General features: G+C 67.1%; 21 protein-coding genes. 17 read left to right on the forward strand and 4 right to left on the reverse strand.

Annotated elements, in window-relative coordinates; genetic code table 11:
• Window positions 1-17: 17 nt before the first annotated feature.
• Complete coding sequence (locus K8M09_RS21935; protein ID WP_229342541.1) at window positions 18-308, reverse strand: hypothetical protein; 291 nt, start codon at window positions 306-308, stop codon at window positions 18-20.
• Entirely contained in the window at window positions 305-1,837 is a 1,533-nt protein-coding gene (locus K8M09_RS21940) for an acyl-CoA carboxylase subunit beta (RefSeq protein ID WP_160786487.1), read from the reverse strand. Before K8M09_RS21940 ends, K8M09_RS21935 begins: the two co-directional genes overlap by 4 nt.
• 125 nt (window positions 1,838-1,962) lie before the next feature.
• Here K8M09_RS21940 and K8M09_RS21945 point away from each other — a divergent pair, with 125 nt between their 5' ends.
• The 11 genes from K8M09_RS21945 (at window position 1,963) to K8M09_RS21990 (ending at window position 15,290) form a co-directional block, all read left to right on the forward strand.
• The gene (locus tag K8M09_RS21945) at window positions 1,963-3,390 is read left to right on the forward strand and encodes a helix-turn-helix domain-containing protein (protein WP_160786486.1); all 1,428 of its coding nucleotides are present in this window, start codon (window positions 1,963-1,965) and stop codon (window positions 3,388-3,390) included.
• A gap of 101 nt (window positions 3,391-3,491) precedes the next feature.
• Entirely contained in the window at window positions 3,492-5,657 is a 2,166-nt protein-coding gene (locus tag K8M09_RS21950; protein WP_160786485.1) for a NosR/NirI family protein, read from the forward strand.
• Between the two features lie 11 nt (window positions 5,658-5,668).
• A complete protein-coding gene (nosZ, locus tag K8M09_RS21955; RefSeq protein ID WP_160786484.1) occupies window positions 5,669-7,600 on the forward strand; it encodes a TAT-dependent nitrous-oxide reductase in 1,932 nt (643 codons plus the stop codon).
• A 3-nt stretch (window positions 7,601-7,603) separates the two neighbouring features.
• Window positions 7,604-8,932, forward strand: coding sequence for a nitrous oxide reductase family maturation protein NosD (locus tag K8M09_RS21960; protein ID WP_160786483.1), 1,329 nt, complete (start codon window positions 7,604-7,606; stop codon window positions 8,930-8,932).
• Window positions 8,898-9,797, forward strand: coding sequence for an ABC transporter ATP-binding protein (locus K8M09_RS21965; RefSeq protein ID WP_160786482.1), 900 nt, complete (start codon window positions 8,898-8,900; stop codon window positions 9,795-9,797). The genes K8M09_RS21960 and K8M09_RS21965 overlap by 35 nt, the downstream gene beginning before the upstream one ends.
• Window positions 9,794-10,615, forward strand: a complete 822-nt coding sequence (locus K8M09_RS21970; RefSeq protein ID WP_160786481.1) for an ABC transporter permease — start codon at window positions 9,794-9,796, stop codon at window positions 10,613-10,615. Before K8M09_RS21965 ends, K8M09_RS21970 begins: the two co-directional genes overlap by 4 nt.
• Window positions 10,612-11,196, forward strand: a complete 585-nt coding sequence (locus K8M09_RS21975; RefSeq protein ID WP_160786480.1) for a nitrous oxide reductase accessory protein NosL — start codon at window positions 10,612-10,614, stop codon at window positions 11,194-11,196. Before K8M09_RS21970 ends, K8M09_RS21975 begins: the two co-directional genes overlap by 4 nt.
• A gap of 3 nt (window positions 11,197-11,199) precedes the next feature.
• Window positions 11,200-12,111 (forward strand): FAD:protein FMN transferase, encoded by a 912-nt coding sequence (locus K8M09_RS21980; protein WP_160786479.1) that lies wholly within the window; start codon window positions 11,200-11,202, stop codon window positions 12,109-12,111.
• 326 nt (window positions 12,112-12,437) lie between these two features.
• Entirely contained in the window at window positions 12,438-14,483 is a 2,046-nt protein-coding gene (locus K8M09_RS21985) for a ribonucleoside triphosphate reductase (RefSeq protein ID WP_160786478.1), read from the forward strand.
• 17 nt (window positions 14,484-14,500) lie between these two features.
• Complete coding sequence (nrdD, locus tag K8M09_RS23680) at window positions 14,501-14,680, forward strand: anaerobic ribonucleoside-triphosphate reductase (RefSeq protein ID WP_160786477.1); 180 nt, start codon at window positions 14,501-14,503, stop codon at window positions 14,678-14,680.
• Window positions 14,664-15,290 carry an anaerobic ribonucleoside-triphosphate reductase activating protein gene (locus K8M09_RS21990; protein ID WP_160786569.1) on the forward strand — a complete coding sequence of 209 codons (627 nt, stop codon included), beginning with the start codon at window positions 14,664-14,666 and terminating at the stop codon, window positions 15,288-15,290. The genes nrdD and K8M09_RS21990 overlap by 17 nt, the downstream gene beginning before the upstream one ends.
• A 78-nt stretch (window positions 15,291-15,368) precedes the next feature.
• Here the strand turns inward: K8M09_RS21990 and katG are convergent, their stop codons facing one another.
• Window positions 15,369-17,543, reverse strand: a complete 2,175-nt coding sequence (katG, locus tag K8M09_RS21995; protein ID WP_160786476.1) for a catalase/peroxidase HPI — start codon at window positions 17,541-17,543, stop codon at window positions 15,369-15,371.
• A gap of 166 nt (window positions 17,544-17,709) precedes the next feature.
• Between katG and K8M09_RS22000 the strand changes: the two genes are divergently transcribed.
• Window positions 17,710-18,633: a hydrogen peroxide-inducible genes activator gene (locus K8M09_RS22000; RefSeq protein WP_160786475.1), complete on the forward strand. Its 924-nt coding sequence runs from the start codon at window positions 17,710-17,712 to the stop codon at window positions 18,631-18,633.
• A gap of 209 nt (window positions 18,634-18,842) precedes the next feature.
• Here K8M09_RS22000 and K8M09_RS22005 read toward each other — a convergent pair whose 3' ends face one another.
• The gene (locus K8M09_RS22005) at window positions 18,843-19,427 is read right to left on the reverse strand and encodes a tyrosine phosphatase family protein (protein WP_160786474.1); all 585 of its coding nucleotides are present in this window, start codon (window positions 19,425-19,427) and stop codon (window positions 18,843-18,845) included.
• Window positions 19,428-19,739: 312 nt separating this feature from the next.
• Here K8M09_RS22005 and K8M09_RS22010 point away from each other — a divergent pair, with 312 nt between their 5' ends.
• Genes K8M09_RS22010 through K8M09_RS22030 form a run of 5 tightly spaced genes read left to right on the forward strand, consistent with a single transcriptional unit; the run spans window position 19,740 to window position 24,862 of the window.
• Complete coding sequence (locus tag K8M09_RS22010) at window positions 19,740-20,876, forward strand: transporter substrate-binding protein (protein ID WP_160786568.1); 1,137 nt, start codon at window positions 19,740-19,742, stop codon at window positions 20,874-20,876.
• The gene (locus K8M09_RS22015) at window positions 20,873-21,457 is read left to right on the forward strand and encodes an ANTAR domain-containing response regulator (protein ID WP_160786473.1); all 585 of its coding nucleotides are present in this window, start codon (window positions 20,873-20,875) and stop codon (window positions 21,455-21,457) included. Before K8M09_RS22010 ends, K8M09_RS22015 begins: the two co-directional genes overlap by 4 nt.
• Complete coding sequence (locus K8M09_RS22020) at window positions 21,457-22,305, forward strand: ABC transporter permease (RefSeq protein WP_160786472.1); 849 nt, start codon at window positions 21,457-21,459, stop codon at window positions 22,303-22,305. Before K8M09_RS22015 ends, K8M09_RS22020 begins: the two co-directional genes overlap by 1 nt.
• Complete coding sequence (locus K8M09_RS22025; RefSeq protein WP_160786471.1) at window positions 22,305-23,225, forward strand: ABC transporter permease; 921 nt, start codon at window positions 22,305-22,307, stop codon at window positions 23,223-23,225. Before K8M09_RS22020 ends, K8M09_RS22025 begins: the two co-directional genes overlap by 1 nt.
• A gap of 20 nt (window positions 23,226-23,245) precedes the next feature.
• Window positions 23,246-24,862: an ABC transporter substrate-binding protein gene (locus K8M09_RS22030; protein WP_160786470.1), complete on the forward strand. Its 1,617-nt coding sequence runs from the start codon at window positions 23,246-23,248 to the stop codon at window positions 24,860-24,862.
• The last annotated feature ends 72 nt before the right edge of the window (window positions 24,863-24,934 follow it).

Consider the following 24,934-nt stretch of genomic DNA (forward strand, 5'->3'; position numbering starts at 1 on the left):
TTCCCGTCCCGGTCTCTTCAATCTTTGTATTTCTTCTCGTAGGGCATCAGCAGGATGGCCGAGGCGGTCGCGGCTCCCCCGAACAGCGCGGCGAAAGGCACGACGAGCAGCAGCACCGGCACCACGGGGTTCGCCGCCATCGCGATGCGCGTGCCGATGCCGCCGAGGTCGAACAGGATGACGGCGGCGGCGGTCGCCGCGCCGATCGCGCTGCCAATAAGCGCGTTGAGCATCATGAAGCGCAGCATGCGCCAATGGTCCCTGCGCGCCTCCTCGGGCGTCAGCTCCGGCTTTTCCATTCGCCTCATAGCGGTATCGTGTCGTGCTTCTTCCAGCGCGTCTCGACCTCTTTGCCCCGCAGCGAGGCGAAGGCGCGGGCGATGCGGCGGCGCGAGGAATGCGGCATGATCACCTCGTCGATGAAACCGCGCTCGGCGGCGACGAAGGGATTGGCGAAGCGCTCCTCGTATTCCTTCGTGCGCGCGGCGATCTTCTCCGGGTCGCCGAGTTCCGAGCGGTAGAGGATTTCCGCCGCGCCCTTTGCGCCCATCACGGCGATTTCGGCGGTGGGCCAGGCATAGTTGATATCCGCGCCGATATGTTTCGAGGCCATGACGTCATAGGCCCCGCCATAGGCCTTGCGCGTGATCAGCGTCACCATGGGCACGGTCGCCTCGCTATAGGCGAAGAGCAGCTTGGCGCCATGTTTGATGACGCCGCCATATTCCTGTGCCGTGCCCGGCAGGAAGCCCGGCACGTCGACCAGCGTGAGGATCGGGATGGAGAAGGCGTCGCAGAAGCGCACGAAGCGGGCGGCCTTGCGCGAACTGTCGATGTCGAGGCAGCCGGCCAGCACCATCGGCTGGTTGGCGACGACGCCCACCGTCTCGCCCTCGATGCGGATGAAGCCGGTGACGATGTTCTTCGCGAAAGCCTCCTGGATCTCGAAGAAATCGCCCTCGTCGGCAATCGCCGCGATCAGTTCCTTCATGTCGTAGGGCTTGGTGGAACTGTCGGGGATCAGCGTGTCCAGCCGCTCCTCGAGGCGCGCCGGGTCGTCGTGGAAGGGGCGCAGCGGCGGCTTCTGGCGGTTGTTGAGCGGCAGGAAGTCGAAGAGCGCGCGCACCTGCTCCAGCGCCTCGATGTCGTTCTCGTAGGCCCCGTCGGCGACGGAGGATTTTTGCGTATGCGTGCGCGCGCCGCCCAGTTCCTCGGCGGTGACGATCTCGTTGGTGACGGTCTTCACCACGTCCGGGCCGGTGACGAACATGTAGGATGAATCGCGCACCATGAAGATGAAATCGGTCATGGCCGGCGAATAGACCGCCCCGCCCGCACAGGGGCCCATGATGACGGAAATCTGCGGGATGACGCCGGAAGCCTCGGCATTGCGGCGGAAGACTTCTGCGTAACCGGCGAGCGAATCGACCCCCTCCTGGATGCGCGCGCCGCCCGAATCGTTGAGGCCGATGACCGGTGCGCCGTTGCGCACGGCCATGTCCATGATCTTGCAGATCTTCTTGGCATGTGTCTCGGAGAGCGAGCCGCCGAGCACGGTGAAGTCCTGGGAGAAGACATAGACCTGCCGGCCGTTGATCGTGCCCCAGCCGGTCACCACGCCGTCGCCGGCCACCTTCTGTTCGGCCATGCCGAATTCCGTCGCCCGGTGGGTGACATAGGTGTCGTATTCCTCGAAGGAGCCTTCGTCGAGCAGCACGTCGAGGCGCTCGCGCGCGGTCAGCTTGCCCTTGGCGTGCTGGGCGTCGATGCGGCGCTGGCCGCCGCCGAGCCGTGCCGCCTGCCGGCGGGCTTCGAGTTGTTCGAGAATTGCGTGCATGGTGTCCGTCCGTTGTGCGCGGGTATCGATCCTGCTTAAGGCCGATGCCGGCAAAAATGAACGCTTGATCGGGTGGACATGCAAGCGTTACACTTTTTGCAAATTAACTTTGCAAAGTTGCAAATATGGCCACCGGAAAACTCTATATCGGCCGCCGGGTGCGGGACCTTCGCCAGGCGAACCGGGCGACACAGGCGCAGTTCGCCGAGCGCCTCGGCATTTCCGTCTCCTATCTCAACCAGATCGAGAACAACCAGCGCCCCGTCTCGGCCGGCGTGCTGCTGGCGCTGGCGGAGAAATTCCGCATCGACCTTGCCGAGCTTTCCGGGGGCGAGGGCGACCGGCTGGTCTCGGCGCTGTCGGAAACGCTTTCGGATTCCCTCTTCGACGGCTATGCGCCGAGCCTTCAGGAATTGAAGCTCATCACCCAGAACGCGCCGGGCTTCGCCCATGCGCTGATCACCGCGCACCGCGCCTACCGCCACAATTCCGAGCAGCTCGCCAGCATCAACGACACGCTGGGCCGCAGCCTCGCCGCCGTCGAGGCGACGCCCTACGAGGAGGTGCGCGACTTCTTCCATTTCGTCGACAACTATATCGGCGACCTCGACCTTGCCGCCGAGAAGCTGGCGGGGGAGATCGGCATCGGCGAGGCCGATCCCGGCCCCATCCTCGCCGCCTATCTGGAGCGGCAATACGGCGTCAGGATCCTGCGCGCGGCCGGGAGCGACGACCTCGTGCGCGCCTACGATCCCGCCGCCCGCCTGCTGACGCTGAATTCCTACCTGCCGGCCGCGACCCGCCATTTCCAGATCGCGCTTCAGATCGCCCAGCTCCATGCCGGTTCCATCGTCGACGCCGTGGCGGCCGGCGCGGGCTTCCGCACCGCCGAGGCGGGCGAAATCTGCCGCATCGGCCTGCACAATTATTTCGCCGGCGCGCTGCTTTTGCCCTATGGCCGGTTCATGGCGGCGGCGCGCGAGGTGCGGCACGACCTCGACCTGCTCGCCGCCCGCTTCGGCGCGAGCCTCGAACAGGTCTGCCACCGGCTGTCGACCCTGCAACGGCCGGGCCAGAAGGGCGTTCCGATCTTCTTCGCCCGCATCGACCGGGCCGGCAACATCACCAAGCGCCACAGCGCCACGCGCCTGCAATTCGCCCGCTTCGGCGCGGCCTGTCCGCTGTGGAACGCCCATCAGGCCTTCGAGAATCCCGGCCGCATCTCCCGCCAGCTCGCCGAGACGCCGGACGGCGTGCGCTACCTCTGTCTTTCCATGCAGGTCTCGCGCGGCGGGCGGGGCTTCCGCCAGCCGCAGCAGCACTATGCGCTGGCGCTCGGCTGCGAGGTCTCCCATGCGGAAAGCTTCGTCTATGCCGACGACCTGGACCTTTCCAATGCCGGAGCCTACGACCCGATCGGCATTTCCTGCCGCATCTGCGAGCGCGCCCAATGCGCCAGCCGCGCCGTGCCGCCGCTCAAGGGCCGCCTCGTCGTCGAGCACCACACGCGCCGCACCATTCCCTATTCGATCCGGCCGGTGGGGGAGGGCTGAGCGGACGGCGGGGGCCTAATCGCCGCCGTTTGATCTGGCGCAACGACCGCCCGGCCTGAATGCTCCAATGCTCCCGTGACGAACCGCGGGAATGCCTTGGAATGAAACTCATCCGTCTTGTCCTTCTGCTCTGCGCCGGCCTGCTCCTGGCGGTTCCCGCCCGTGCGGCCTCGGTGCTGCAGGCCTATCTGCCGGCTGTCACCGCCTCGGACCTCGTGCCGGGCGCGGAAGGCTTCGGCCCGATCCGCGACGATATCGCGGTCGCCCCCGTGCTGAAGGACGGCAAGACGGTGGCCTTCGTCTTCGTCACCTCGGATTTCGTGGGCACGACCGGCTATTCCGGCAAGCCGATCCACACGCTGGTTGCGGTCGGCACGGATGCGAAGATCCTCGGCGTCAAGCTGGTCAAGCATTCCGAGCCCATCGTGCTCATCGGCATTCCCGAGGCGAAGGTGAAGGCGCTGGTCGCCGGCTATGCGGGGCTCGACCTCGTGGCCGAGGCGAAATCCGGCGGCACGGCGCATGAGGTGGACATCATCTCCGGCGCGACCGTGACGGTGATGGTGATCGACGATTCGATCGTCCGCTCGGGGCTGAAGGTCGCGCGTGCGCTCGGCCTTGGCGGGCTGGCCCCGGAAGCGGAAAATGCCGGTCCCCGTTTCGAGATCGACGCCGAGGCCGTGCCGCCGGCGGACTGGACCGAGGCCGAGGGCGACGGCACGCTGCGCCGGCTGTCGCTCGATGTGGGGCAGGTCAACGCCGCCTTTGCCGAGCATCCCGATCCGCGCGCCCGCGAGCGCGCCATAACCGAGCCGCCGCAGAGCACCTTCATCGACATGCAGGCGGCCCTCGTCTCCATTCCCGCCATCGGCAAGGCGCTGCTCGGCCCGGCCGAGGAGGCCAACCTGAAGGGCTGGCTGAAGGAGGGCGAGAACGCCATCGCCGTCGTCGGGCGGGGCCTCTATTCCTTCAAGGGCTCGGGCTATGTGCGCGGCGGCATCTTCGACCGCATCGTGCTGATCCAGGACGACGTGTCCGTGCGCTTCCGCGACCGCGATCATCGCCGCCTCGGCGGCATCGCGCTGGCCGGCGCGCCGGAATTCACCGAGATGGACCTCTTCCGCATTCCGGCGGGCGTCGGCTTCGATCCGGCAAAGCCGTTCCGCATCCAGCTTCTGGCGCAGCGCGAGGTCGGACCGATCGAGAAGGTCTTCCACACCTTCGATCTCGGCTACCAGCTTCCGCAGAAGTACCTGCGCGCCGTCGCCGCGCCGGTCAAGGACGTCGCCGTCGCCGCGCCGCAGGAAGAGGGCACGGCGCAGGCCGATCTCTGGAAGCGCATCTGGCGCGATTCCAAGCTGAAGATCGTCGTGCTCGGCTCCATGCTGGTCGTGCTGACGGGCGTGTTCTTCTTCCAGTCCTATGCGGTGAAGAACGCCAAGGGCTTCTATATCTTCCGCATCGCCTTCCTCACGGTCACGCTGGTCTTCCTCGGCTGGTACGCCAATGCGCAGCTTTCCGTCGTCAACCTGATGGCGCTGTTCGGCAGCCTCGTCAGCGGCTTTAGCTGGCAGGCCTTCCTGCTCGATCCCCTGACCTTCATCCTCTGGTTCGCCGTCGCCGCCGCGCTGCTCTTCTGGGGGCGGGGGGCCTATTGCGGCTGGCTGTGCCCCTTCGGCGCGCTGCAGGAACTGACCAACCAGATCGCCCGCAAGCTGCGCATTCCGCAATGGACCCTGCCCTGGGGCCTGCACGAGCGGCTCTGGCCGGTGAAATACATGATCTTCCTCGGGCTGTTCGGCGTGTCGCTGATGAGCGTCGAGCAAGCCGAGCACCTGGCCGAGATCGAGCCGTTCAAGACCGCGATCATCCTGAAATTCATCCGCGCCTGGCCCTTCGTCGCCTATGCTGTCGCGCTTCTGGTCGCCGGCCTCTTCGTCGAGCGGTTCTATTGCCGCTATCTCTGCCCGCTCGGCGCGGCGCTCGCCATCCCTGCGCGCCTGCGCATGTTCGACTGGCTGAAGCGCTACCACGAATGCGGAAATCCCTGCCAGACCTGCGCGATCCAGTGCCCCGTGCAGGCCATCCACAAGACCGGCGAGATCAACCCGAACGAGTGCATCAACTGCCTGCACTGTCAGGTGCTCTACCAGTCCGAAAGCGTGTGCCCCGTCGTGATCAAGAAGATGAAGTCGCGCGCCAAGCTTGCGGCCAGCCCCGGCGGCGCGCCGATCCACCAGCAACCCACAGCAAAAGTCCAACCGTAAAGGAGCCGACCATGGAAACGAAGGAAAACAAGGGACTGAGCCGCCGTGCGCTGTTCAGCGCCACCGCGGGCAGCGCGGTTCTCGCCGGCGCGATGGGGCCGGCCGCGCTCGGCCTCGGCGCTGCCGGCCTGGCGACAACGGCCCATGCCGCCTCCGCGGGAGCCGACGGCTCCGTCGCGCCCGGCAAGCTCGACGATTATTACGGCTTCTGGTCCTCCGGCCAGTCGGGCGAGATGCGCATCCTCGGCATTCCCTCGATGCGCGAGCTGATGCGCGTGCCGGTGTTCAACCGATGCTCGGCCACCGGCTGGGGCCAGACGAACGAATCCGTCCACATCCACCAGCGCACGATGACGGAGAAGACGAAGAAACAGCTCGCCGCCAACGGCAAGAAGATCCACGACAACGGCGACCTGCACCACGTCCACATGTCCTTCACCGAAGGCAAGTACGACGGCCGCTATCTCTTCATGAACGACAAGGCCAATACGCGCGTGGCGCGCGTGCGCTGCGACGTGATGAAGACCGACGCCATCCTGGAAATCCCGAACGCCAAGGGCATCCACGGCCTGCGCCCGCAGAAGTGGCCGCGCTCCAACTACGTCTTCTGCAACGGCGAGGACGAAGCGCCGCTCAACAATGACGGCTCGACCATGAAGGACGTGTCGACCTATGTGAACATCTTCACCGCCGTTGACGCCGACAAGTGGGAAGTCGCCTGGCAGGTGCAGGTCTCGGGCAACCTCGACAACTGCGACGCCGACTACGAGGGCAAATGGGCCTTCTCCACCAGCTACAACTCGGAAATGGGCATGTCGCTGGAAGAGATGACCAAGTCCGAGATGGACCATGTCGTCGTCTTCAACCTCGCCGAGATCGAGAAGGCCATCGCGGCCGGCAAGTACGAGGAGGTCAACGGCGTCAAGGTGCTCGACGGGCGCAAGGAGGCGAAATCCCTCTTCACCCGCTACATCCCCATCGCCAACAACCCGCACGGCTGCAACATGGCGCCGGACAAGAAGCACCTGTGCATCGGCGGCAAGCTCTCGCCGACCGTCACCGTGCTCGACGTCACGAAGTTCGACGCGCTGTTCTATGACAATGCCGAGCCGCGCAGCGCCGTGGTGGCGGAACCGGAACTGGGCCTCGGCCCGCTCCACACCGCCTTCGACGGCCGCGGCAACGCCTATACCTCGCTCTTCCTCGACAGCCAGGTGGTGAAGTGGAACATCGAGGAGGCCGTGCGCGCCTATGCCGGGGAGAAGGTCAACCCGATCAAGGACAAGCTGGACGTGCAGTACCAGCCCGGCCACCTCAAGACCGTGATGGGCGAAACGCTGGACGCTTCCAACGACTGGATGGTGTGCCTGTGCAAATTCTCCAAGGACCGCTTCCTCAATGTCGGCCCGCTGAAGCCGGAGAACGACCAGCTCATCGACATTTCCGGCGACAAGATGAAGCTGGTGCATGACGGCCCGAACTTCGCCGAGCCGCACGACGCCATCGCGGTTTCGCCCTCGATCCTGCCGAACATCCGCTCCGTCTGGGATCGTCAGGACCGGATGTGGGCCGAGACGCGCAAGCAGGCCGAAGCCGACGGCGTCAATATCGACGAATGGACCGACGCGGTGATCCGCGACGGCAACAAGGTGCGCGTCTACATGACCTCGGTCGCGCCGAGCTTCAGCGTGTCGGACTTCACCGTCAAGGAAGGCGACGAGGTTACGGTCATCGTCACCAATCTCGACGAGATCGACGACCTGACGCACGGCTTCACCATGGGCAACCATGGCGTGGCGATGGAGATCAGCCCGCAGCAGACCAGCTCCGTCACCTTCGTCGCCGCCAACAAGGGCGTTTACTGGTACTATTGCCAGTGGTTCTGCCATGCCCTGCACATGGAGATGCGCGGTCGCATGTTCGTGGAACCGGCGGACGCCTGAGCCATGCGCCTGCCCGTTCTCCTGATCGGCCTCTTTCTCGCCTCGCCGCTTTGCGCGGCGGAGCGGGCGGTCGCGCCGGGCGCGGGCAGCCTCGCCGCAGCCATCGCCGGGGCGTCCCCCGGCGATGTGCTGATGCTGACCGACGGGGCCTATAGCGGCCCCGTCGCCATAGACCGGCCCCTCACCATCACCGGCCCGCGCGGGGCGGTGGTGGACGGGCAGGGGCAGGGCAGCGTCGTGACGATTTCCGCGCCCGACGTGACCTTGACGGGTTTCACCGTCACCGGTTCCGGCCGCGTCAACCAGGACCTCGATTCCGGTGTGAAGATCCTGCAAGGGGCCGACCGCGCGCGCGTGGAAAAGCTGCTCGTTACCGGCAACATGCACGGCGTCGACGTGCATGGCGGGCGGGACGCGGCGGTCGTCGCCAACGAGATCGTCGGCACCGACAGCCCGCGCATGAACGAGCGCGGCAACGGCATCTATGTCTGGAACAGCCCCGGCACGCTCTTGGAAAACAACGTCATCCGTTTCGGCCGCGACGGCATCTTCTCCAATGCCAGCGCCGACAGCATCTATCGCGGCAACATCATGCGCGACCTGCGCTTTGCCGTGCATTTCATGTATACCCGCAACACCGAGGTTTCCGGCAACATCTCCATCGGCAACCATCTCGGCTTCGCCATCATGTTCTCCAACAAGGCGAAGATCCTGAACAATCTCAGCCTCGGCGACCGCGAGCACGGGCTGATGCTGAACTATGCCAACAATGCCGACGTCACCGGCAATCTGGTGCGTGGCGGCGCGCGCAAGTGCCTCTTCATCTACAACGCCCACAAGAACCTCATCTGGAACAACCGTTTCGAGGGCTGCGGCATCGGCATTCATTTCACGGCGGGGTCGGAGAAGAACGTGCTGACCGGCAACGCCTTCATCGCCAATCGCGAGCAGGTGAAATATGTCGGCACCCGCAATATGGAATGGAGCCATGAGGGCAGGGGCAATTTCTGGTCCGATCACCCGGCCTTCGACCTCAACGGCGACGGCATCGCCGACAGCTTCTACCGTCCCAACGACCTGATGGACCAGATTCTCTGGTCGCAGCCGGCGGCAAGCCTCCTCATCGGCTCGCCCGCCGTGCAGCTCGTGCGCTGGAGCCAGCGGGACTTTCCCGCCACGCTGCCCGGCGGCGTGCGCGACAGCGCGCCGCTGATGCGGCCCCTCACCATACCCGTCCCGCCCGACGTCCTCGCCTATGAGGCCGAGGTCGCCGGCCGCTGGGCCGAAGGAAATTACGATGACACCGACACTGACAATCTCTCGGCTCACTAAACGCTTCGGCGAGGTGGAAGCCCTGAAGGACGTTTCGCTGGTGCTGGAGGCGGGGCGGCGTGCGGCGCTGCTCGGCCATAACGGCGCGGGCAAGTCGACGATGATGAAAATCATCCTCGGCCTCATTTCCCATGACGGCGGCGCGGTCTCGGTCTGCGGCGCTGCGCCCGGCTCGCCGGCCGCGCGGGGGCAGGTCGCCTATCTGCCGGAAAACGTCGCCTTCCACCCGGCGCTGACGGGCGAGGAGCAGGTGCGCCACTATCTGTCGCTGCGCGGCGAAAGCCCGAAACAGGCTATGACGCTGCTGGCCCGCGTCGGGCTGGAAAAGGCCGCGCGCCGCAGGATCGGCACCTATTCCAAGGGCATGCGCCAGCGCGTGGGCCTTGCCCAGACGCTGATCGGCCGCCCGCGCCTTCTGGTGCTGGACGAGCCGACCTCCGGCCTCGACCCGGTGTCGCGCCGCGATTTCTACGACCTGCTCGACGGCCTTTCCGCCGAGGGAACCGCGATCCTGCTCTCCTCCCACGTCCTGACCGAAGTGGAAGCCCGCACCGACAGCATCCTCATCCTTTCCGGCGGTGCGCTGGTGGCGGAGGGCACGCTGGCGGAGCTGCGCGCCCGCGCAGCGCTGCCCGTCGCGCTTCTCGCCCGCCCGGCGGAGGGCCATGCGCCCGCGCTGGCGGCCGCCTTTCCGGAAGCCTCCACCGGGCCGGACGGCCTGCTTCGCCTCTCCTGCGCGCAGGCGGAAAAGCTGCCGCTTCTCGCCCGCCTCACGGCGCTCGGCGGCGCGCTCGCCGATCTCGAGGTGATCCCGCCGAGCCTCGAGGACATCTACAGCCATTTCAGCCGGAGGGACGGACAATGAGCCGCATCCTCGCCACGGCGGCCAGCGAATTCCGCATCGCCTTCCGCAACCGCTGGGTCTCGATCGCGACCGGCATGATGGTGCTGTTCGCGCTGGTGCTCGCCGCCGCGGGCGCAGCGCCCACCGGCGATGTCGGTGTCGACCGGCTCTCCGTCACGGTCGCCTCGCTCACCTCGCTTGCCGTCTATCTGGTGCCGCTGCTGGCGCTGCTGATGAGCTTCGACGCGGTGGCGGGCGAGGTGGAGCGCGGCACGCTGCCGCTGCTTCTGACCTATCCCGTCTCGCGCCTCGAAATCCTGCTCGGCAAGCTGGCCGCGCATCTGGCGATCCTCGCGCTCGCCGTCACGCTCGGCTATGGCGCGGCCGCGCTGGTGGCCGTGCTGTCCGATCCGGCGGCAATCGCCGGCCTTGGCGCGCTGTGGCGGCTGATCTGGTCCTCGGTGCTGCTGGGCGCGACCTTCCTCGGTGCGGGTTATGCGCTCTCCGCGCTGGCGCGCCGTCCCTCGGGGGCGGCGGGCTTCGCCATCGCCCTCTGGCTCGTCGCGGTGGTGCTCTACGACCTTGCGCTCCTCGCGCTGATCGTCACCGACGGGGGCGGAGCCTTCACGACGCAGGCGTTGCCCGTGGCGCTGCTGGCCAACCCGGCCGACGCCTTCCGCGTCTTCAACCTTTCCGCCGCCGAGGCCGTGGCGGTGGCCGGCGGCATCGGCGGGGCGGCAAGCGCCATCCCGCTCTGGCAATCGGCGGCCTCACTCTTCCTCTGGCCGCTCCTCGCCATCATGCTCGCCGTCAGCGCCTTCCGGAAGGTGACGCCATGAGACACCGTGTTCTCCCCCTGCTGCTCGCGGCGGCCCTCACGCTGCTTTCCGCCTGCAAGGAAGAGGTGGCGCAGAATACCGCGCCGCAGGACATGACGCCGGAAACCCTCGGCCATTACTGCCAGATGAACCTGCTGGAGCATCCCGGCCCCAAGGCGCAGGTCTTCCTCGAGGGCAGTTCCGCGCCGTTGTTCTTCAGCCAGGTGCGCGACGCCATCGCCTATATGCGCGCGCCCGAGCAGGTCGCGCCGATCCTCGCCGTCTATGTCAACGACATGGGCCGGGCGGGGGCGACATGGGAAAAGCCCGGCGACGGCAACTGGATTCCCGCCGCCGCTGCCTTCTATGTCGTCGGCTCGGCGCGCGAGGGCGGCATGGGCGCGCCGGAGACGGTGCCCTTCTCCACCCGGGAAAGCGCTGAGGCCTTCGCCCTCACGGAGGGCGGCCGGGTGCTGGCGCTTGCCGATATTGCCGATGACATGGTTCTCGCGCCGGTGGAGACCGGCGGGGACCCGGGGAGCGAGGACGACGCCGATTTCGACGGTCGCCTGCGCGCCCTTCCCAACAAAGCCGGAGGTTGAACCATGGCCCTGACCCGCCGCCGCCTGATCACGATTTCCGCCGCAATGGCGCTGCTGCCCGCCGTCGCCCGCGCGGGGCGGGGAACCACCCGCCAATGGACCGGGCAGGCGCTCGGCGCGCGCGCCTCCATCCGGCTCGACCACCCGGACGGCGAGGCCATCGCCGCCCGCGCCATGGCCGAGATCGACCGGCTGGAGAACATCCTCAGCCTCTACCGGCCGGAAAGCGCCCTGTCGCGGCTGAACCGCGACGGCCATCTCGACGCCCCGCCCTTCGAATTGCTGGAATGCCTGTCGCTCGCCGGCGCGGTGCATCGCGCAAGCGGCGGACGGTTTGATCCGACCGTGCAGCCGCTCTGGGCGCTCTGGGCCGAGGCCGCCGCGAACGGCGGGCGGCCCGATGCCGGAGCCGTCGAGGCGACGCGCCGCCGGACCGGCTGGGACAAGGTGCGCCTCGACGCGGCGGCCATCGCCCTTTCGCCCGGCACGGCGCTGACGCTGAACGGCATCGGCCAGGGCTATGTCGCCGACCGCGTCGCCGCGCTGCTGGAAGCCGAAGGGCTGACCGACATTCTCGTCGACACCGGCGAGCTGCGCGCCCTTGGCGGCGCGCCGGACGGCGGGGACTGGCCGGTTCGGCTGGAAACCGGCGAACGCCTGCGGCTGCGCCAGCGCGCGCTCGCCACCTCCGCCCCCCTCGGCACGACCTTCGATCAGGCCGGGCGGGACGGCCATATCCTCGACCCCGCGACCGGGCGGCCGACGCCCGCGCAATGGCGCGCCGTCTCGATCTCCGCCCCCTCGGCGGCCATCGCCGACGCGCTGGCGACCGCCGCCTGCCTCGTCTCCGACCGGGCGGGGATAGACGCCATGGCCGCATCCTTCGACGGCGCGCGTGTCGAGGCGTGCGTCTGAGGCGTCTTCGGCCTCTGCGTCCAGCGCATTCTCCACAGAGTTTGCGCTGGAACAAACTCCGGACAAAGAAACCGGCCCCGCGGCCTCCTCCCTGACCGGGAGCGTTGACATGCTCCCCGCGCGATACTCTACATGTAGTCGTCACGACGATTTGAATCGCAAGATGATGTGGTTTCAAAGGTCGGGCGCTTCGGCTGGGCCAGCGCCGGGAAACCTCTCGTGACACCGTGAACGTCCCTGGGCGAAGACCCGGCGGTCGGCCGCGCACGCGGCCGGTTCCGCATGCGCGTGCCTTCGCCCTGCTTGAACCCAAAGAAGGTGTGCCGATGCCCGTGCTGTCCGTTTCTCCTCCCGATACGTCCTCGCAAGCCGCCCTGCCGGAAACGGTCGTCAAGCGCGGCGGCGCGGCGGCCGCCTTCGATGCCGGCAAGATCCGCTCCGCGCTCGCGCGGGCGGGGCAGGCGACCGGCGAATTCGGCGGCGAGGAAGCCGGCCGGCTTACGGGCGAGGCGGTCAAGGTCATCGCCCATCGCTTCTGCGGGAAGGCGCCGCATATCGAGGAGATACAGGATATCGTCGAGCAGGTGCTGATCGCGGCCGACCGCGCCGTCACCGCGCGCGCCTATATCGTCTATCGCGAGAAGCGCGGGCAGGCGCGGGCCGACCGCAAGACGGTGGTCGACGTCGCCGCCTCCATCAACGAATATCTCGACCGGAGCGACTGGCGCGTCAACGCCAACGCCAATCAGGGCTATTCGCTCGGCGGGCTGATCCTCAACCTGTCCGGCAAGGTCGTCGCCAATTACTGGCTGTCGCATGTCTATCCGCCGGAAGTCGGCGAGGCGCACCGCGCGGGGGATATCCATATCCACGACCTCGACATGCTGGCGGGTTACTGCGCCGGCTGGTCGCTGCGCATGCTGCTGGCGGAGGGGCTGAACGGCGTGCCCGGCAAGGTGGAGGCCGGGCCGCCGAAGCACCTGTCGAGCGCCGTCGGCCAGATCGTCAATTTCCTCGGCACATTGCAGAACGAATGGGCCGGCGCGCAGGCCTTCAGCTCCTTCGACACCTATATGGCGCCGTTCATCCGCAAGGATCGGCTTACCTATGGCGAGGTGCTGCAATCCATGCAGGAGCTGATCTACAACCTCAACATCCCCTCGCGCTGGGGCACGCAAACGCCCTTCACCAACCTCACCTTCGACTGGACCTGCCCGGAGGATCTTCGCGAAGAGGTTCCGGTCATCGCCGACGAGGCGATGGACTTCACCTATGGCGATCTCCAGCCCGAAATGGACATGATCAACCGCGCCTATATGGAGGTCATGACGAAGGGCGACGCCATGGGGCGCGTCTTCACCTTCCCGATCCCGACCTACAACATCGCCCCGGACTTTCCGTGGGACAGCGAGAATGCCGAGCGCCTCTTCGAGATGACGGCGAAATACGGCCTGCCCTATTTCCAGAACTTCATCAATTCCGAGCTGAAGCCGAACATGATCCGCTCGATGTGCTGCCGGTTGCAGCTCGACCTCACGGAACTGCTCAAGCGCGGCAACGGCCTGTTCGGCAGCGCCGAGCAGACCGGCTCGATCGGCGTCGTCACCGTCAATTGCGCCCGGCTCGGTTATCTCCATCGCGGCGACGAGGCCGGCCTTTTCCGCCGCCTCGACGCGCTGCTGGAGATCGGCCGCGACAGCCTGGAGATCAAGCGCAAGGTGGTGCAGCGCTACATGGACGACGGGCTGTTTCCCTATAGCAAGCGCTATCTCGGCACGCTCGGCAATCATTTCGCCACGCTCGGCGTCAACGGCGTCAACGAGATGATCCGCAACTTCACCGCCGATTGCGAGAACATCACGACGCCCTGGGGCCATGCCTTCGCGGTGCGCCTGCTCGATCATGTGCGCCTGCGCATCCGGGAGTTCCAGGAGGCGACCGGCAACCTCTTCAATCTGGAGGCGACGCCGGCGGAAGGCACGACCTATCGCTTCGCCAAGGAGGATCGCAAGCGCTATCCCGCCATATTGCAGGCCGGCACCGACGAGAACCCCTATTACACCAATTCCAGCCAGCTTCCGGTCGGCTTCACCGACGATCCGTTCGAGGCGCTGGAGCGGCAGGACGACTTGCAGCGCAAATATACCGGCGGCACGGTGCTGCATCTCTATATGGGCTCGCGCCTGTCCTCGGGCGCGGCCTGCAAGAAGCTCGTGCAGCGCGCGCTGACCCGGTTCCACCTGCCCTATATCACCGTCACGCCGACATTCTCGATCTGCCCGACACACGGCTATCTCGAAGGCGAACACGCCTTCTGCCCGAAATGCGATGCCGAACGGCTCGCAGCCAAGCGGCGCGCCGCCGCGAACTGAACCGAGAGGAAACGACCATGTCAGACCGCATCGAAACCGAGATCGAAATCGCGCTCAGCGACGACGAGCGCCAGCCCTGCGAGGTCTGGACCCGCGTGATGGGCTATCATCGCCCGGTCTCCTCCTTCAACCTCGGCAAGAAGGGCGAGCACAGGGAGCGCCGGTTCTTCCGTGAAGCGCGTGCCGCGCTCCGCTGAGCTGAGGGTCGGCGGGCTTTCCCGGCTGTCCACCTGCGACTGGCCGGGCGAGCTCGTGGCGACCGTCTTCTGCCAGGGCTGCCCCTGGGCCTGCGGCTATTGCCACAACCCGCATCTCATTCCGCCGAATGCCGGGACGGAGATCGAGTGGCCGGAGGTCCTGTCGTTCCTGGAGAGCCGCCGCGGCCTGCTCGACGGCGTGGTGTTTTCCGGCGGCGAGCCGACCTTGCAGGCGGCTTTGCCGGAGGCGATGCGCGCCGCGCGCGCGCTCGGCTTGCGCATCGGCCTGCACACGGCCGGTCCCTATCCGGGCCGGCTTGCCGAGGTGCTGCCGCTGATCGACTGGATCGGCTTCGACGTCAAGGCGGCCTTCGCCGAATACGAGGCGATCACCGCCGTCGCCGGCAGCGGTGGCAAGGCGCGCGAAAGCCTGCGGCTGGTGCTGGCAAGCGGCGTTTCGGCCGATATCCGCACCACCGTGCATGACGCGCTGCTCGACCGCGCCGCGCTCGCCCGCCTTGCGGACGACCTCGACGCGCTGGGCGTGAGCGGGCACCGGCTGCAGGCCTTTCGCGCGGCCGGCTGCACCAATGCGGCATTGCTGGGGTAGGGGAATAGTTGGCCCTGCTGCGGGCCACAGAAAAAACCCTCCCCCGGAAAGCCGGGGGAGGGTCGTATCTACCCGCCGTTACGCCGAAAGGTCGAAGCGGTCGGCGTTCATCACCTTGGTCCAGGCGGCGACGAAGTCCTTGACGAACTTCTCCTTGCTGTCGTCCTGGGCGTAGACTTCCGCATAGGCGCGCAGCACCGAGTTGGAGCCGAAGACGAGGTCGACGCGGGTCGCCGTGTACTTCGTCGCGCCGGTCTTGCGGTCGCGGATGTCGTACAGGTTGTTGCCCGTCGGAATCCACGAATAGCGCATGTCGGTGAGCGTGGTGAAGAAGTCCGTCGTCAGCGCGCCGACCCTGTCCGTGAAGACGCCGTGCGCCGTGCCGGCATGGTTGGTGCCGATGACGCGCAGGCCCCCGACGAGCGCCGTCATTTCCGGCGCGGTCAGGCCCATGAGCTGGGCGCGGTCGAGCAGCAGTTCCTCGGCGCTGACCACATAGTCCTTCTTCTGCCAGTTGCGGAAACCGTCGGCCAGCGGCTCGAGCGGGGCGAAGCCGTCCGCGTCGGTCTGCGCGGCGGTGGCGTCGCCGCGGCCCGGCGCGAAGGGAACGGTCACGTCGAAGCCGGCGGCCCTGGCGGCCTGCTCGACACCCCAGTTGCCGGCCAGCACGATGACGTCGGCAATGCTTGCGCCCGAAGCGGCCGCGATCGGCTCGAGGACGGACAGAACGCGGGTGAGACGCGCCGGTTCGTTGCCTTCCCAGTCCTTCTGCGGAGCGAGGCGGATGCGCGCGCCGTTGGCGCCGCCGCGATAGTCCGACCCGCGATAGGTGCGGGCGCTATCCCAGGCAGTGGCGACGAGGTCGGCGGCAGACAGGCCGGAAGCGGCGATCTTCGCCTTGACGGCGGAGACGTCGTAGCCGGTGCTGCCGGCCGGGATCGGGTCCTGCCAGATGAGGTCCTCGGCCGGAACGTCCGGGCCGAAGTAGCGCGACTTCGGACCCATGTCGCGGTGGGTCAGCTTGAACCAGGCGCGGGCGAAGGCATCCGAGAAGGCGGCGAAGTCGTTCATGAAGCGCAGCGAGATTTCGCGGTAGACCGGGTCCACCTTCAGCGCCATGTCGGCATCGGTCATCATCGGCACGGTGCGGATCGAGGGGTCCTCGACGTCGACCGGCTTGTCTTCCTCGGCGATGGTGATCGGCGCCCACTGCGATGCGCCGGCGGGGCTGTGCGTCAGCGTCCACTCATGCTTGAAGAGCATTTCGAAGAAGCCGTTGTCCCACTTGGTCGGCTCGGAGGTCCATGCGCCCTCGATGCCGGAGACGACCGTGTCGCGGCCGATGCCGCGGCCATGGGTGTTCATCCAGCCGAGGCCCTGGAATTCGGGGCCGGCGGTTTCCGGGTCGGGGCTGAGATTGCTCGCCTTGCCATTGCCGTGCGACTTGCCGACGGTGTGGCCGCCGGCGGTGAGAGCGACGGTTTCCTCGTCGTCCATGCCCATGCGGGCGAAGGTCTCGCGCATCTGCGCAGCCGTCGCCAGCGGGTCGGACTTGCCGTTGACGCCTTCCGGGTTGACGTAGATGAGGCCCATCTGCACGGCGGCAAGCGGGTTTTCCAGCGTGGCGGGCTTGGCGACGTCGCCGTAGCGGCCGTCGCTCGGGGCGAGCCACTGCTTCTCGTTACCCCAGTAGACGTCCTTTTCCGGCGCCCAGATGTCCTCGCGGCCGAAGGCGAAGCCGAAGGTCTTCAGGCCCGCCACGTCATAGGCGATGGTGCCGGCGAGCGCGATCAGGTCGGCCCAGGAAATCTTGTTGCCGTATTTCTTCTTGATCGGCCACAGCAGGCGGCGGCCCTTGTCGGTGTTGACGTTGTCCGGCCAGGAATTGAGCGGGGCGAAGCGCTGGTTGCCCGAGCCTGCGCCGCCGCGGCCGTCAGCGGCGCGGTAGGAGCCGGCGGCGTGCCAGGTGACGCGCGCCATCATGCCGACATAGCTGCCCCAGTCGGCCGGCCACCACTCCTGGCTGTCGGTCATCAGGGCGCGCAGGTCCGCCTTCAGGGCGTCGACGTCCAGCTTCTTGAGTTCTTCGCGATAGTTGAAGCCCTTGCCCAGCGGATCGGTCTTGCTGTCGTGCTGGTGCAGGATGTCGAGGTTGAGCGCGTTGGGCCACCATTCCGTGACGGAGTTGCCGAGCGCGGTCGCGCCGCCATGCATCACCGGACACTTGCCGGTCGAGGTCGTCTTCGTATCCATTTGGTCCTCCAACGGATTTTTCTTCAAGCTGCGGATACCGAAAGGCTTTTCCGGGCACGCGCCCAAGGGCGGCGTGCCAGTGGAACGCTTCCGATTGCCCCATGAGTAGCAAAGCCGATTCATAAATTCCAATTGTAAAACCTTAAGGCAGCGATATGCTGCGCTTATGATTGGCCTGACTATGAAACATCTGCGCTATTTCGAGGCGCTGGCCCGTATCGGCCATTTCGGCCGCGCGGCGGAAAGCTGCGCCATCTCCCAGCCGGCGCTGTCGCTGCAAATCCGCGAGCTGGAGGAACTGGTCGGCGCGCCGCTGGTGGAGCGCGGCGGGCGCAGCATCCGGCTGACCGGCCTCGGCGAGGAATTTGCCGAGCGCACCCGCGCGATCCTGCGCGCCGTCGACGAGCTGGAAGCGCTCGGCCGCGCCGCGCACGGCCCGCTCGCCGGCCGCCTTCGCCTCGGCATCATCCCCACGGTCGCGCCCTATCTGCTGCCCGATATCATCACCTCGCTGACGCGGCTCTTCCCCGGCCTCGACCCGCGCCCGCGCGAGGCGATCACGCAAAGGCTGATCGAGGATCTGGCGGAGGGGAAGCTGGACCTCGCCATCGTCGCGCTGCCGGTTTCCGAGCCGGCGCTGGAGGAGGTGCCGCTGTTCACGGAGGAGTTCGTGCTGGTGCGGCCGGTGGAGGATGCCGGCCGCCCGGTGCCGGCTTCCGACCGGCTGCACGAGATGCGCCTGCTCTTGCTGGAGGAGGGGCATTGCTTCCGCGATCAGGCGCTCTCCGTCTGCAATATCGGCGCGGCGGCGACGCGGGATCTGATGGAGGGAAGCTCCCTGTCGACGCTGGTGCAGATGGTCGGCGCGGGCATCGGCGTGACGCTCATTCCGCAGATGGCGGTGGACATGGAGACGCGCTCCTCGGCGGTCTGCATTTCCCGGCTGGCGGAGCCGCGCCCGACGCGCACCATCGGCATGGTCTGGCGCAGGACCAATCCGCTGGCCGCGCAGTTCGCCCACATCGCGGAGATCGTCCGCGAGGCCGGCGAGGCGCGCCGGCAGCGCATGGGCGGCCTTCCGGCAGGCTGAGCCGCCGGACGGAACCACCAGTATCATCGCTATGAAGCGGAACGGCCGCCCCATCTCCCTTCTCCCCGTCGGGGAGAAGGTGCCGGCAGGCGGATGAGGGGGATGCCGGAGGCAGAAAAAGCAAGGATTGCGGGTGCGTCAGCCCCCTCATCCGACCCTTCGGGCCACCTTCTCCCCGCTGGGGAGAAGGGAAGGAGGCAGCGCTGGATTCAATCGAGAACGGCCATGTCCAGCTCGGCCTGCCGGCCGAGGGCGCTCATCCATTCGGTATATTGCGGGCGGCTCCTGATCTGGCGGCCGTAATGGCGGCCGAGCGCGGCGGTCAGTTCGCCCTTGCGGCCGAGTTGCTCATCGGCAAAGCCGATCATCTGCGAATTCGGCCAGGCCTGCGGGCGGATGGCGACGAGGCGGGTGAAGAGGGCTTCGGCCGCTTCGCCGGGGTTGGCCTGCGCCATCAGCGTCAGCATGGCGGCCGTCGAGCGGGAAATGCCCATGTGGCAATGGACCAGCAGATGGCCCGGCCCGAAAGCCTCCTGCCGCGCGCGCAAATCCGTGCCGAAATTCAGGATCGCCTCGACATGATCCGGCCGGGGCATCACCCGGTTCGGCGCGTCAGTGATGATGTCGTGGAAGCGCAGCGTCGTACGGTGGTGCGCGCCATAAGCGGCGAAGGCTTCCAGCTCGGGAAGCTCGGGATCGAGCAGGGACAGGACATGGGTGACCTTCCGCTCGCGCTGCGCCGGCAGCTCCTCGATCCCGCAAATCGTCAGTTCCGGCGTAAAAATCACATCCATGGTCAGTCCTTCCAAATCGGTCCGGTCTCGGCGGGGAGTGGGGTACGCTTGCGCGCAAGCGCGGCGAAAGCGTGTCGGGAATCATTTCGCCGCACGATAGGCCGAGGGCCGCGGATACGGAAGATGGCCCTGCCTTGGAATTCGGCGCGGCGCGGTTCTTGACAAACCTGTGACGGGCGTATTTCAATCGCCTTAATTGCGGACCTTGCCGGTCCGCCGTTTCTCACATGACCTCGTTTGTCGAAGGGCAATAGCGCCCACAGCGACCCGGCTTCCGGGACCGTCGCTGTGGGCTTTCTGTTTTGGTGGCTGATGCAAGACAGCGTGAAGATCGGCATCCTTTACTCGACCACCGGCCCCTATGGGGCGATGGGGCGGGATGCGCATGCGGGTGCCGAATTCGCCTTTCACGAATATCGCGCGCGCGGCGGCGCGCGCGTCGAGCCGGTCTTCTTCGATCCGCGCGCGGACCTTGCCGCCTATCTCGAAGGCGCGCGCGGCCTCATCCGCGACCATGGCTGCCGGCACATCGTCGGCACCATCACGTCCTCGGCGCGTAAGGAGGTCATCCCGCTCGTCGAGAAGCATGACGGCCTGCTCTGGTACATGTGCCCCTATGAGGGCTTCGAGGCGAACGAGAACGTCATCTATATCGGCGGCTGCCCCAACCAGCATCTGATCCCGCTGTTCGACTATCTCCTGCCGCGCCATGGCGTGCGGCCCTATCTCGTCGGCGCGAACTATGTCTGGGGCTGGGAGATGAACCGGCTGGCGCGCGAGCTGATCCACAATGCCGGCGGCACGGTGCTCGGCGAGCGCTATCTGCCGCTGGAGGAAACCGCCGTCGAGCGCATCGTCGCCGATATCGAGGAGAAGCGGCCGAGCTTCGTGCTGAACAACCTCGTCGGCCCGTCGAGCTACGCCTTCCTCGCCGCTATGCGCGAACTCGGTGCGCGCGACCCCGCCTTCCTGCCGGAAAACTGCCCCGTCGCGAGCTGCGACCTGCAGGAATGCGAGCTGGGCGATATCGGCGCGGGCGCGGCCGTTGGCCAGCTTTGCGCCGCCTCCTATTTCGATACGCTGGATACGCCCGACAACCGGGCCTTCAAGGTGCGGCTTGACGCCTGGAGCGGGGGGACGCGCATCGTCTCCAGCCTCTTCGCCGCCGCCTATACCGCCGTCAGCCTGTGCATACAGGCCATCGAGGCGGCCGGTTCCGACGCGCCGGACAGCGTGCGCGCTGAGGTTCTCGCCCGTAACTGGCCTTCGCTCTTCGGCGACATGCGGGTGGATGCGGCGACCAACCATGCGGCGCTGCCCTTCCTGCTCGGCCGCATCAACGACCGGCGCGGCTTCGACGTCATCGCAAGCGCCCCGGCGCTCGCCGCCGATCCCTACCTCACCGGCGCGCCGGCAAGGCCGGCCCCGCGCCTGAGGGTGGTGTCATGACGACGCGGACCCCGAATTTCACCGGCTGGCGCGTCACCGTCCTCAGCGAGGAGGACGGCAATACGGATCGCCTGCGCCGCCAGCTCGGCCTGCTCGGCATGGCCGTGACGATCCAGTGGACGCCGCTTGCCGGCACGGACGTGCCCGATCTCGTGCTGATCGACGCCGACCGCGGCTGGGACGAGCTGCTGCCCTTCTCCGACGCCCTGCCAGCCTGCCCGGTGGTGGCGCTGCTCGGCTCGGAAGCGCCGGGCCGCATCTCCTTTGCGCTGCGCCACGGGGCAGGGGCGATCATACCCAAGCCCGTCGCCGCCTCGGCGGTCTATCCGGCGCTGGTGCTTGCCGTCTCCATTCATGCCGAGCGGGCGGAAGCGGCCCGCCGTATCGCCCATCTGGAAGAGCGGCTGAAGCTGCGCCCGCTGGTCTTCGCCGCCGTCGCCCGCCTCAAGGCCGAGCGGCATGTCGACGACGAGCGCGCCTATGCCATTCTCCGCGACTGCGCCATGCGCCGCCGCATGTCCATCGAACAGCTTGCCGCCGTCTTCCTCGGCGGCTCCGAAACCCTGCGCGAGGTCGGTTGATGCGGGTACTGAAGGAACTTTGCCGCCAGCCCGCCGCGGTTTTCGGTCTCGTCATCGTGCTTGCCGTGGTGGTCGCGGCCATCGCCGCGCCGTGGCTCGCGCCCTTTGCGCCCGATAACCAGATGTTCGACGGCCTGACGCTGGAAGGCGCGCCGATGCCGCCGGGCGAGCAGTTCCTGCTCGGCACGGATACGCTCGGCCGCGATCTTCTCTCCCGCCTGCTCTACGGCGCGCGCACCTCGCTGATCATCGGCCTCGTCGCCAACGGCATCGCCGTCACCATCGGCCTCTTCGTCGGCGTCACGGCCGGCTATATGCGCGGCTGGGTCGGCGGCGGCCTGATGCGTTTCACGGACCTGATGATGGCCTTTCCGGCGCTGCTGCTCGCCATCGTGCTTGCCGCCATCCTCAAGCCGAGCCTGTGGATCGTCGCCATGGTCATCGCGCTGGTCAACTGGGTGCAGGTGGCGCGCATCGTCTATACCGAGACGCGCGGGCTGGTGGAGCGCGACTTCATCATGGCGCAGCGCGCGCTCGGGGCGGGCAATGCCCGCATCGTCTTCCTGCATGTGCTGCCGCATCTCGTGCCGACGGCCATCGTCTGGGGCACGCTCGGCATCGCGACGACCGTGCTGCTGGAGGCGACGCTCTCCTTCCTCGGCATCGGCGTGCAGCCGCCGGAACCCTCCTGGGGCAACATCATCTTCGAGAGCCAGAGCTATTTCCAGGCCGCCCCCTGGCTCGTCTTCATCCCCGGCGCGGTGATCCTCCTGACGGCGCTCGCCTTCAACCTCGTGGGCGATGCGCTGCGCGACATCCTCGACCCGACCCAGCGGGGCCGCGGCTGATGGCACGTCTTCTTGCAAAGCGCCTCGTCCAGTCGTGCCTGATCCTCATCGGCGTCGCGGCCATCACCTTCGTTCTGCTCTACGCGCTGCCGGCCGATCCGGCGCGCATGCTCGCCGGCCGCAGCGCGACCGCCCAGACGGTGGAGAACATCCGCCGCGAACTCGGCCTCGACCAGCCGCTTCTCACCCAGTTCCTGCATTATCTCGGCAATCTCCTGCAGGGCGATCTCGGCCGCTCCTATGCGCAGAAGACCGAAGTCATCACGCTGATCGCCGCCCGCCTGCCGGCGACGCTGACGCTGATGGCGGCGGGCATCACCGTGGAAGTGCTGCTGGGCCTCACCTTCGGCATCATCGCCGCGCTGAACCGCGGCGGGGCCATCGACCGCTTCGTCATGGCCTCGGCCTTCGTCGGTGTCTCCGCGCCGCAATTCGTCGTCGCGCTGCTGCTGCTCTATGTCTTTGCCGCCACGCTCGGCTGGTTCCCCATGAGCGGCTACGGCACCCTGGCCCATGTGGTGCTGCCGGCCATGACGCTCGGCATCCTCGGCGCGGGCTGGTACGCCCGCATGGCGCGCTCGGCGATGATCGACGTGCTCAACCAGGATTTCATCCGCACCGCGCGCGCCAAGGGGCTTTCCGGCCGCCGCGTCGTGCTGCGCCACGCACTGCCCAACGCCATCCTGCCGGTCGTCGCGATGATCGGCATCGATATCGGCCAGTTCATGGGCGGGGTCGTGGTGGTCGAGGCGGTCTATGGCTGGCCGGGCATCGGCCAGCTTGCCTGGCAGGCGATCCAGCAGGTCGACATTCCCATCATCATGGGCGTCACGCTCACCTCCGCCTTCGCCATCATCGTCGGCAATCTCATCGCCGATCTCATCGCGCCGATGATCGATCCGCGCATCCGTTCGCATTGAAACCAAAAGGGGAACCGAGAATGTTCAATCGCTGGTTACTGTCCACGGCGGCCGCTGCCGTGCTCGCCTTCTCGCCGCTTGCCGCGCAGGCCGAAACGCCCGCCCAGGGCGGCGAGATCGTCGTCACCTACAAGGACGACATCACCACGCTCGACCCGCATATCGGCTACGACTGGGTCAACTGGTCGATGATCAAGAGCCTGTTCTCGCGCCTGATGGACTACGAGCCGGGCACCGCCAACCTCGTGCCGTCGCTGGCCGAAAGCTTCGAGGTCTCGCCGGACGGCCTCACCTATACGTTCAGGCTGCGCAAGGGCGTGAAGTTCACCAATGGCCGCGAGCTTGTCGCCTCCGACGTGAAATATTCCATCGAGCGCGCCGTCAACCCGAAGACGCAGGGCCCCGGCGCCGGCTTCTTCGGCGCGATCAAGGGCTTCGACGAGCTTTCGGGCGGCAAGTCCGAGGTTCTCGCCGGCATCGAGACGCCGGACGATTCCACGGTCATCTTCCACCTCTCGCGTCCCGACGCGACCTTCCTGCACGTTCTGGCGATCAACTTCGCCTCCGTCGTGCCGAAGGAGGCCGTCGAGGCTGCGGGCGGCGATTTCGGCAAGAAGCCGCTCGGCTCCGGTCCGCTGGTGCTGAAGGACTGGACCATCGGCCAGAAGCTCGTCTTCGAGCGCAACCCCGATTATTTCGTCAAGGATGTGCCGCATGTCGACAAGGTGACGATCGAGGTCGGTCAGGAGCCGCTCGTCGCGCTGCTGCGCCTGCAGAAGGGCGAGGTCGACATTGCCGGCGACGGCATTCCGCCGGCGAAATTCCTCGAGATCAAGAACTCGCCCGAAGGCGCGGCGATGATTGTCGACGGCGACCAGCTCCATACCGGCTATATCGCGCTCAACACCAAGGTGAAGCCCTTCGACGACGTGAAGGTGCGCCAGGCCGTCAACATGGCCATCAACAAGGAGCGCATCTCGCGCATCCTGAACGGCCGCGCGACGCCCGCCAACCAGATCCTGCCGCCGCTGATGCCGGGCCATGACAAGGCCTTTACCGGCTATCCCTTCGACGTGGAGAAGGCCAAGGCGCTGCTTGCCGAAGCCGGCCATCCGGACGGTTTCGAGACGGTGCTCTACTCCACCAACACCGATCCGCAGCCGCGCATCGCCCAGGCGATCCAGCAGGATCTCGCCGCCATCGGCATCAAGGCCGAGGTGCGCGCGCTGGCGCAGGGCAACGTGATCGCCGCCGGCGGCACGGAAGGCGAGGCGCCGATGATCTGGTCCGGCGGCATGGCCTGGATCGCCGACTTCCCGGATCCGTCGAACTTCTACGGCCCGATCCTCGGCTGCTCGGGCGCGGTCGCGGGCGGCTGGAACTGGTCGTGGTACTGCAACGAGGCGATCGACAAGCGCGCGGGCGAGGCGGACGCCATGTCCGACCCGGCCAAGGCCGCCGAGCGTCAGGCCGCCTGGGGCAAGATCTTCACCGACATCATGGCGGATGCGCCCTGGGTGCCTGTTATCAACGAGCGCCGCGTCGTCGCCAAGTCGCCGCGCATGGGCGGCCCGGACAACATCTATATCGATCCGACGCGCGTCATCAATTACGACGCGATCTATGTGAAGCCGTAAGCCTTTTGGGCAAACTCTCCCCGCTTCGCGCGGGGAGGGCCTTCAAGAACAACAACGACCGGGAGGCATTCC

Source organism: Shinella zoogloeoides, assembly GCF_020883495.1.
GTDB lineage: Bacteria > Pseudomonadota > Alphaproteobacteria > Rhizobiales > Rhizobiaceae > Shinella > Shinella zoogloeoides.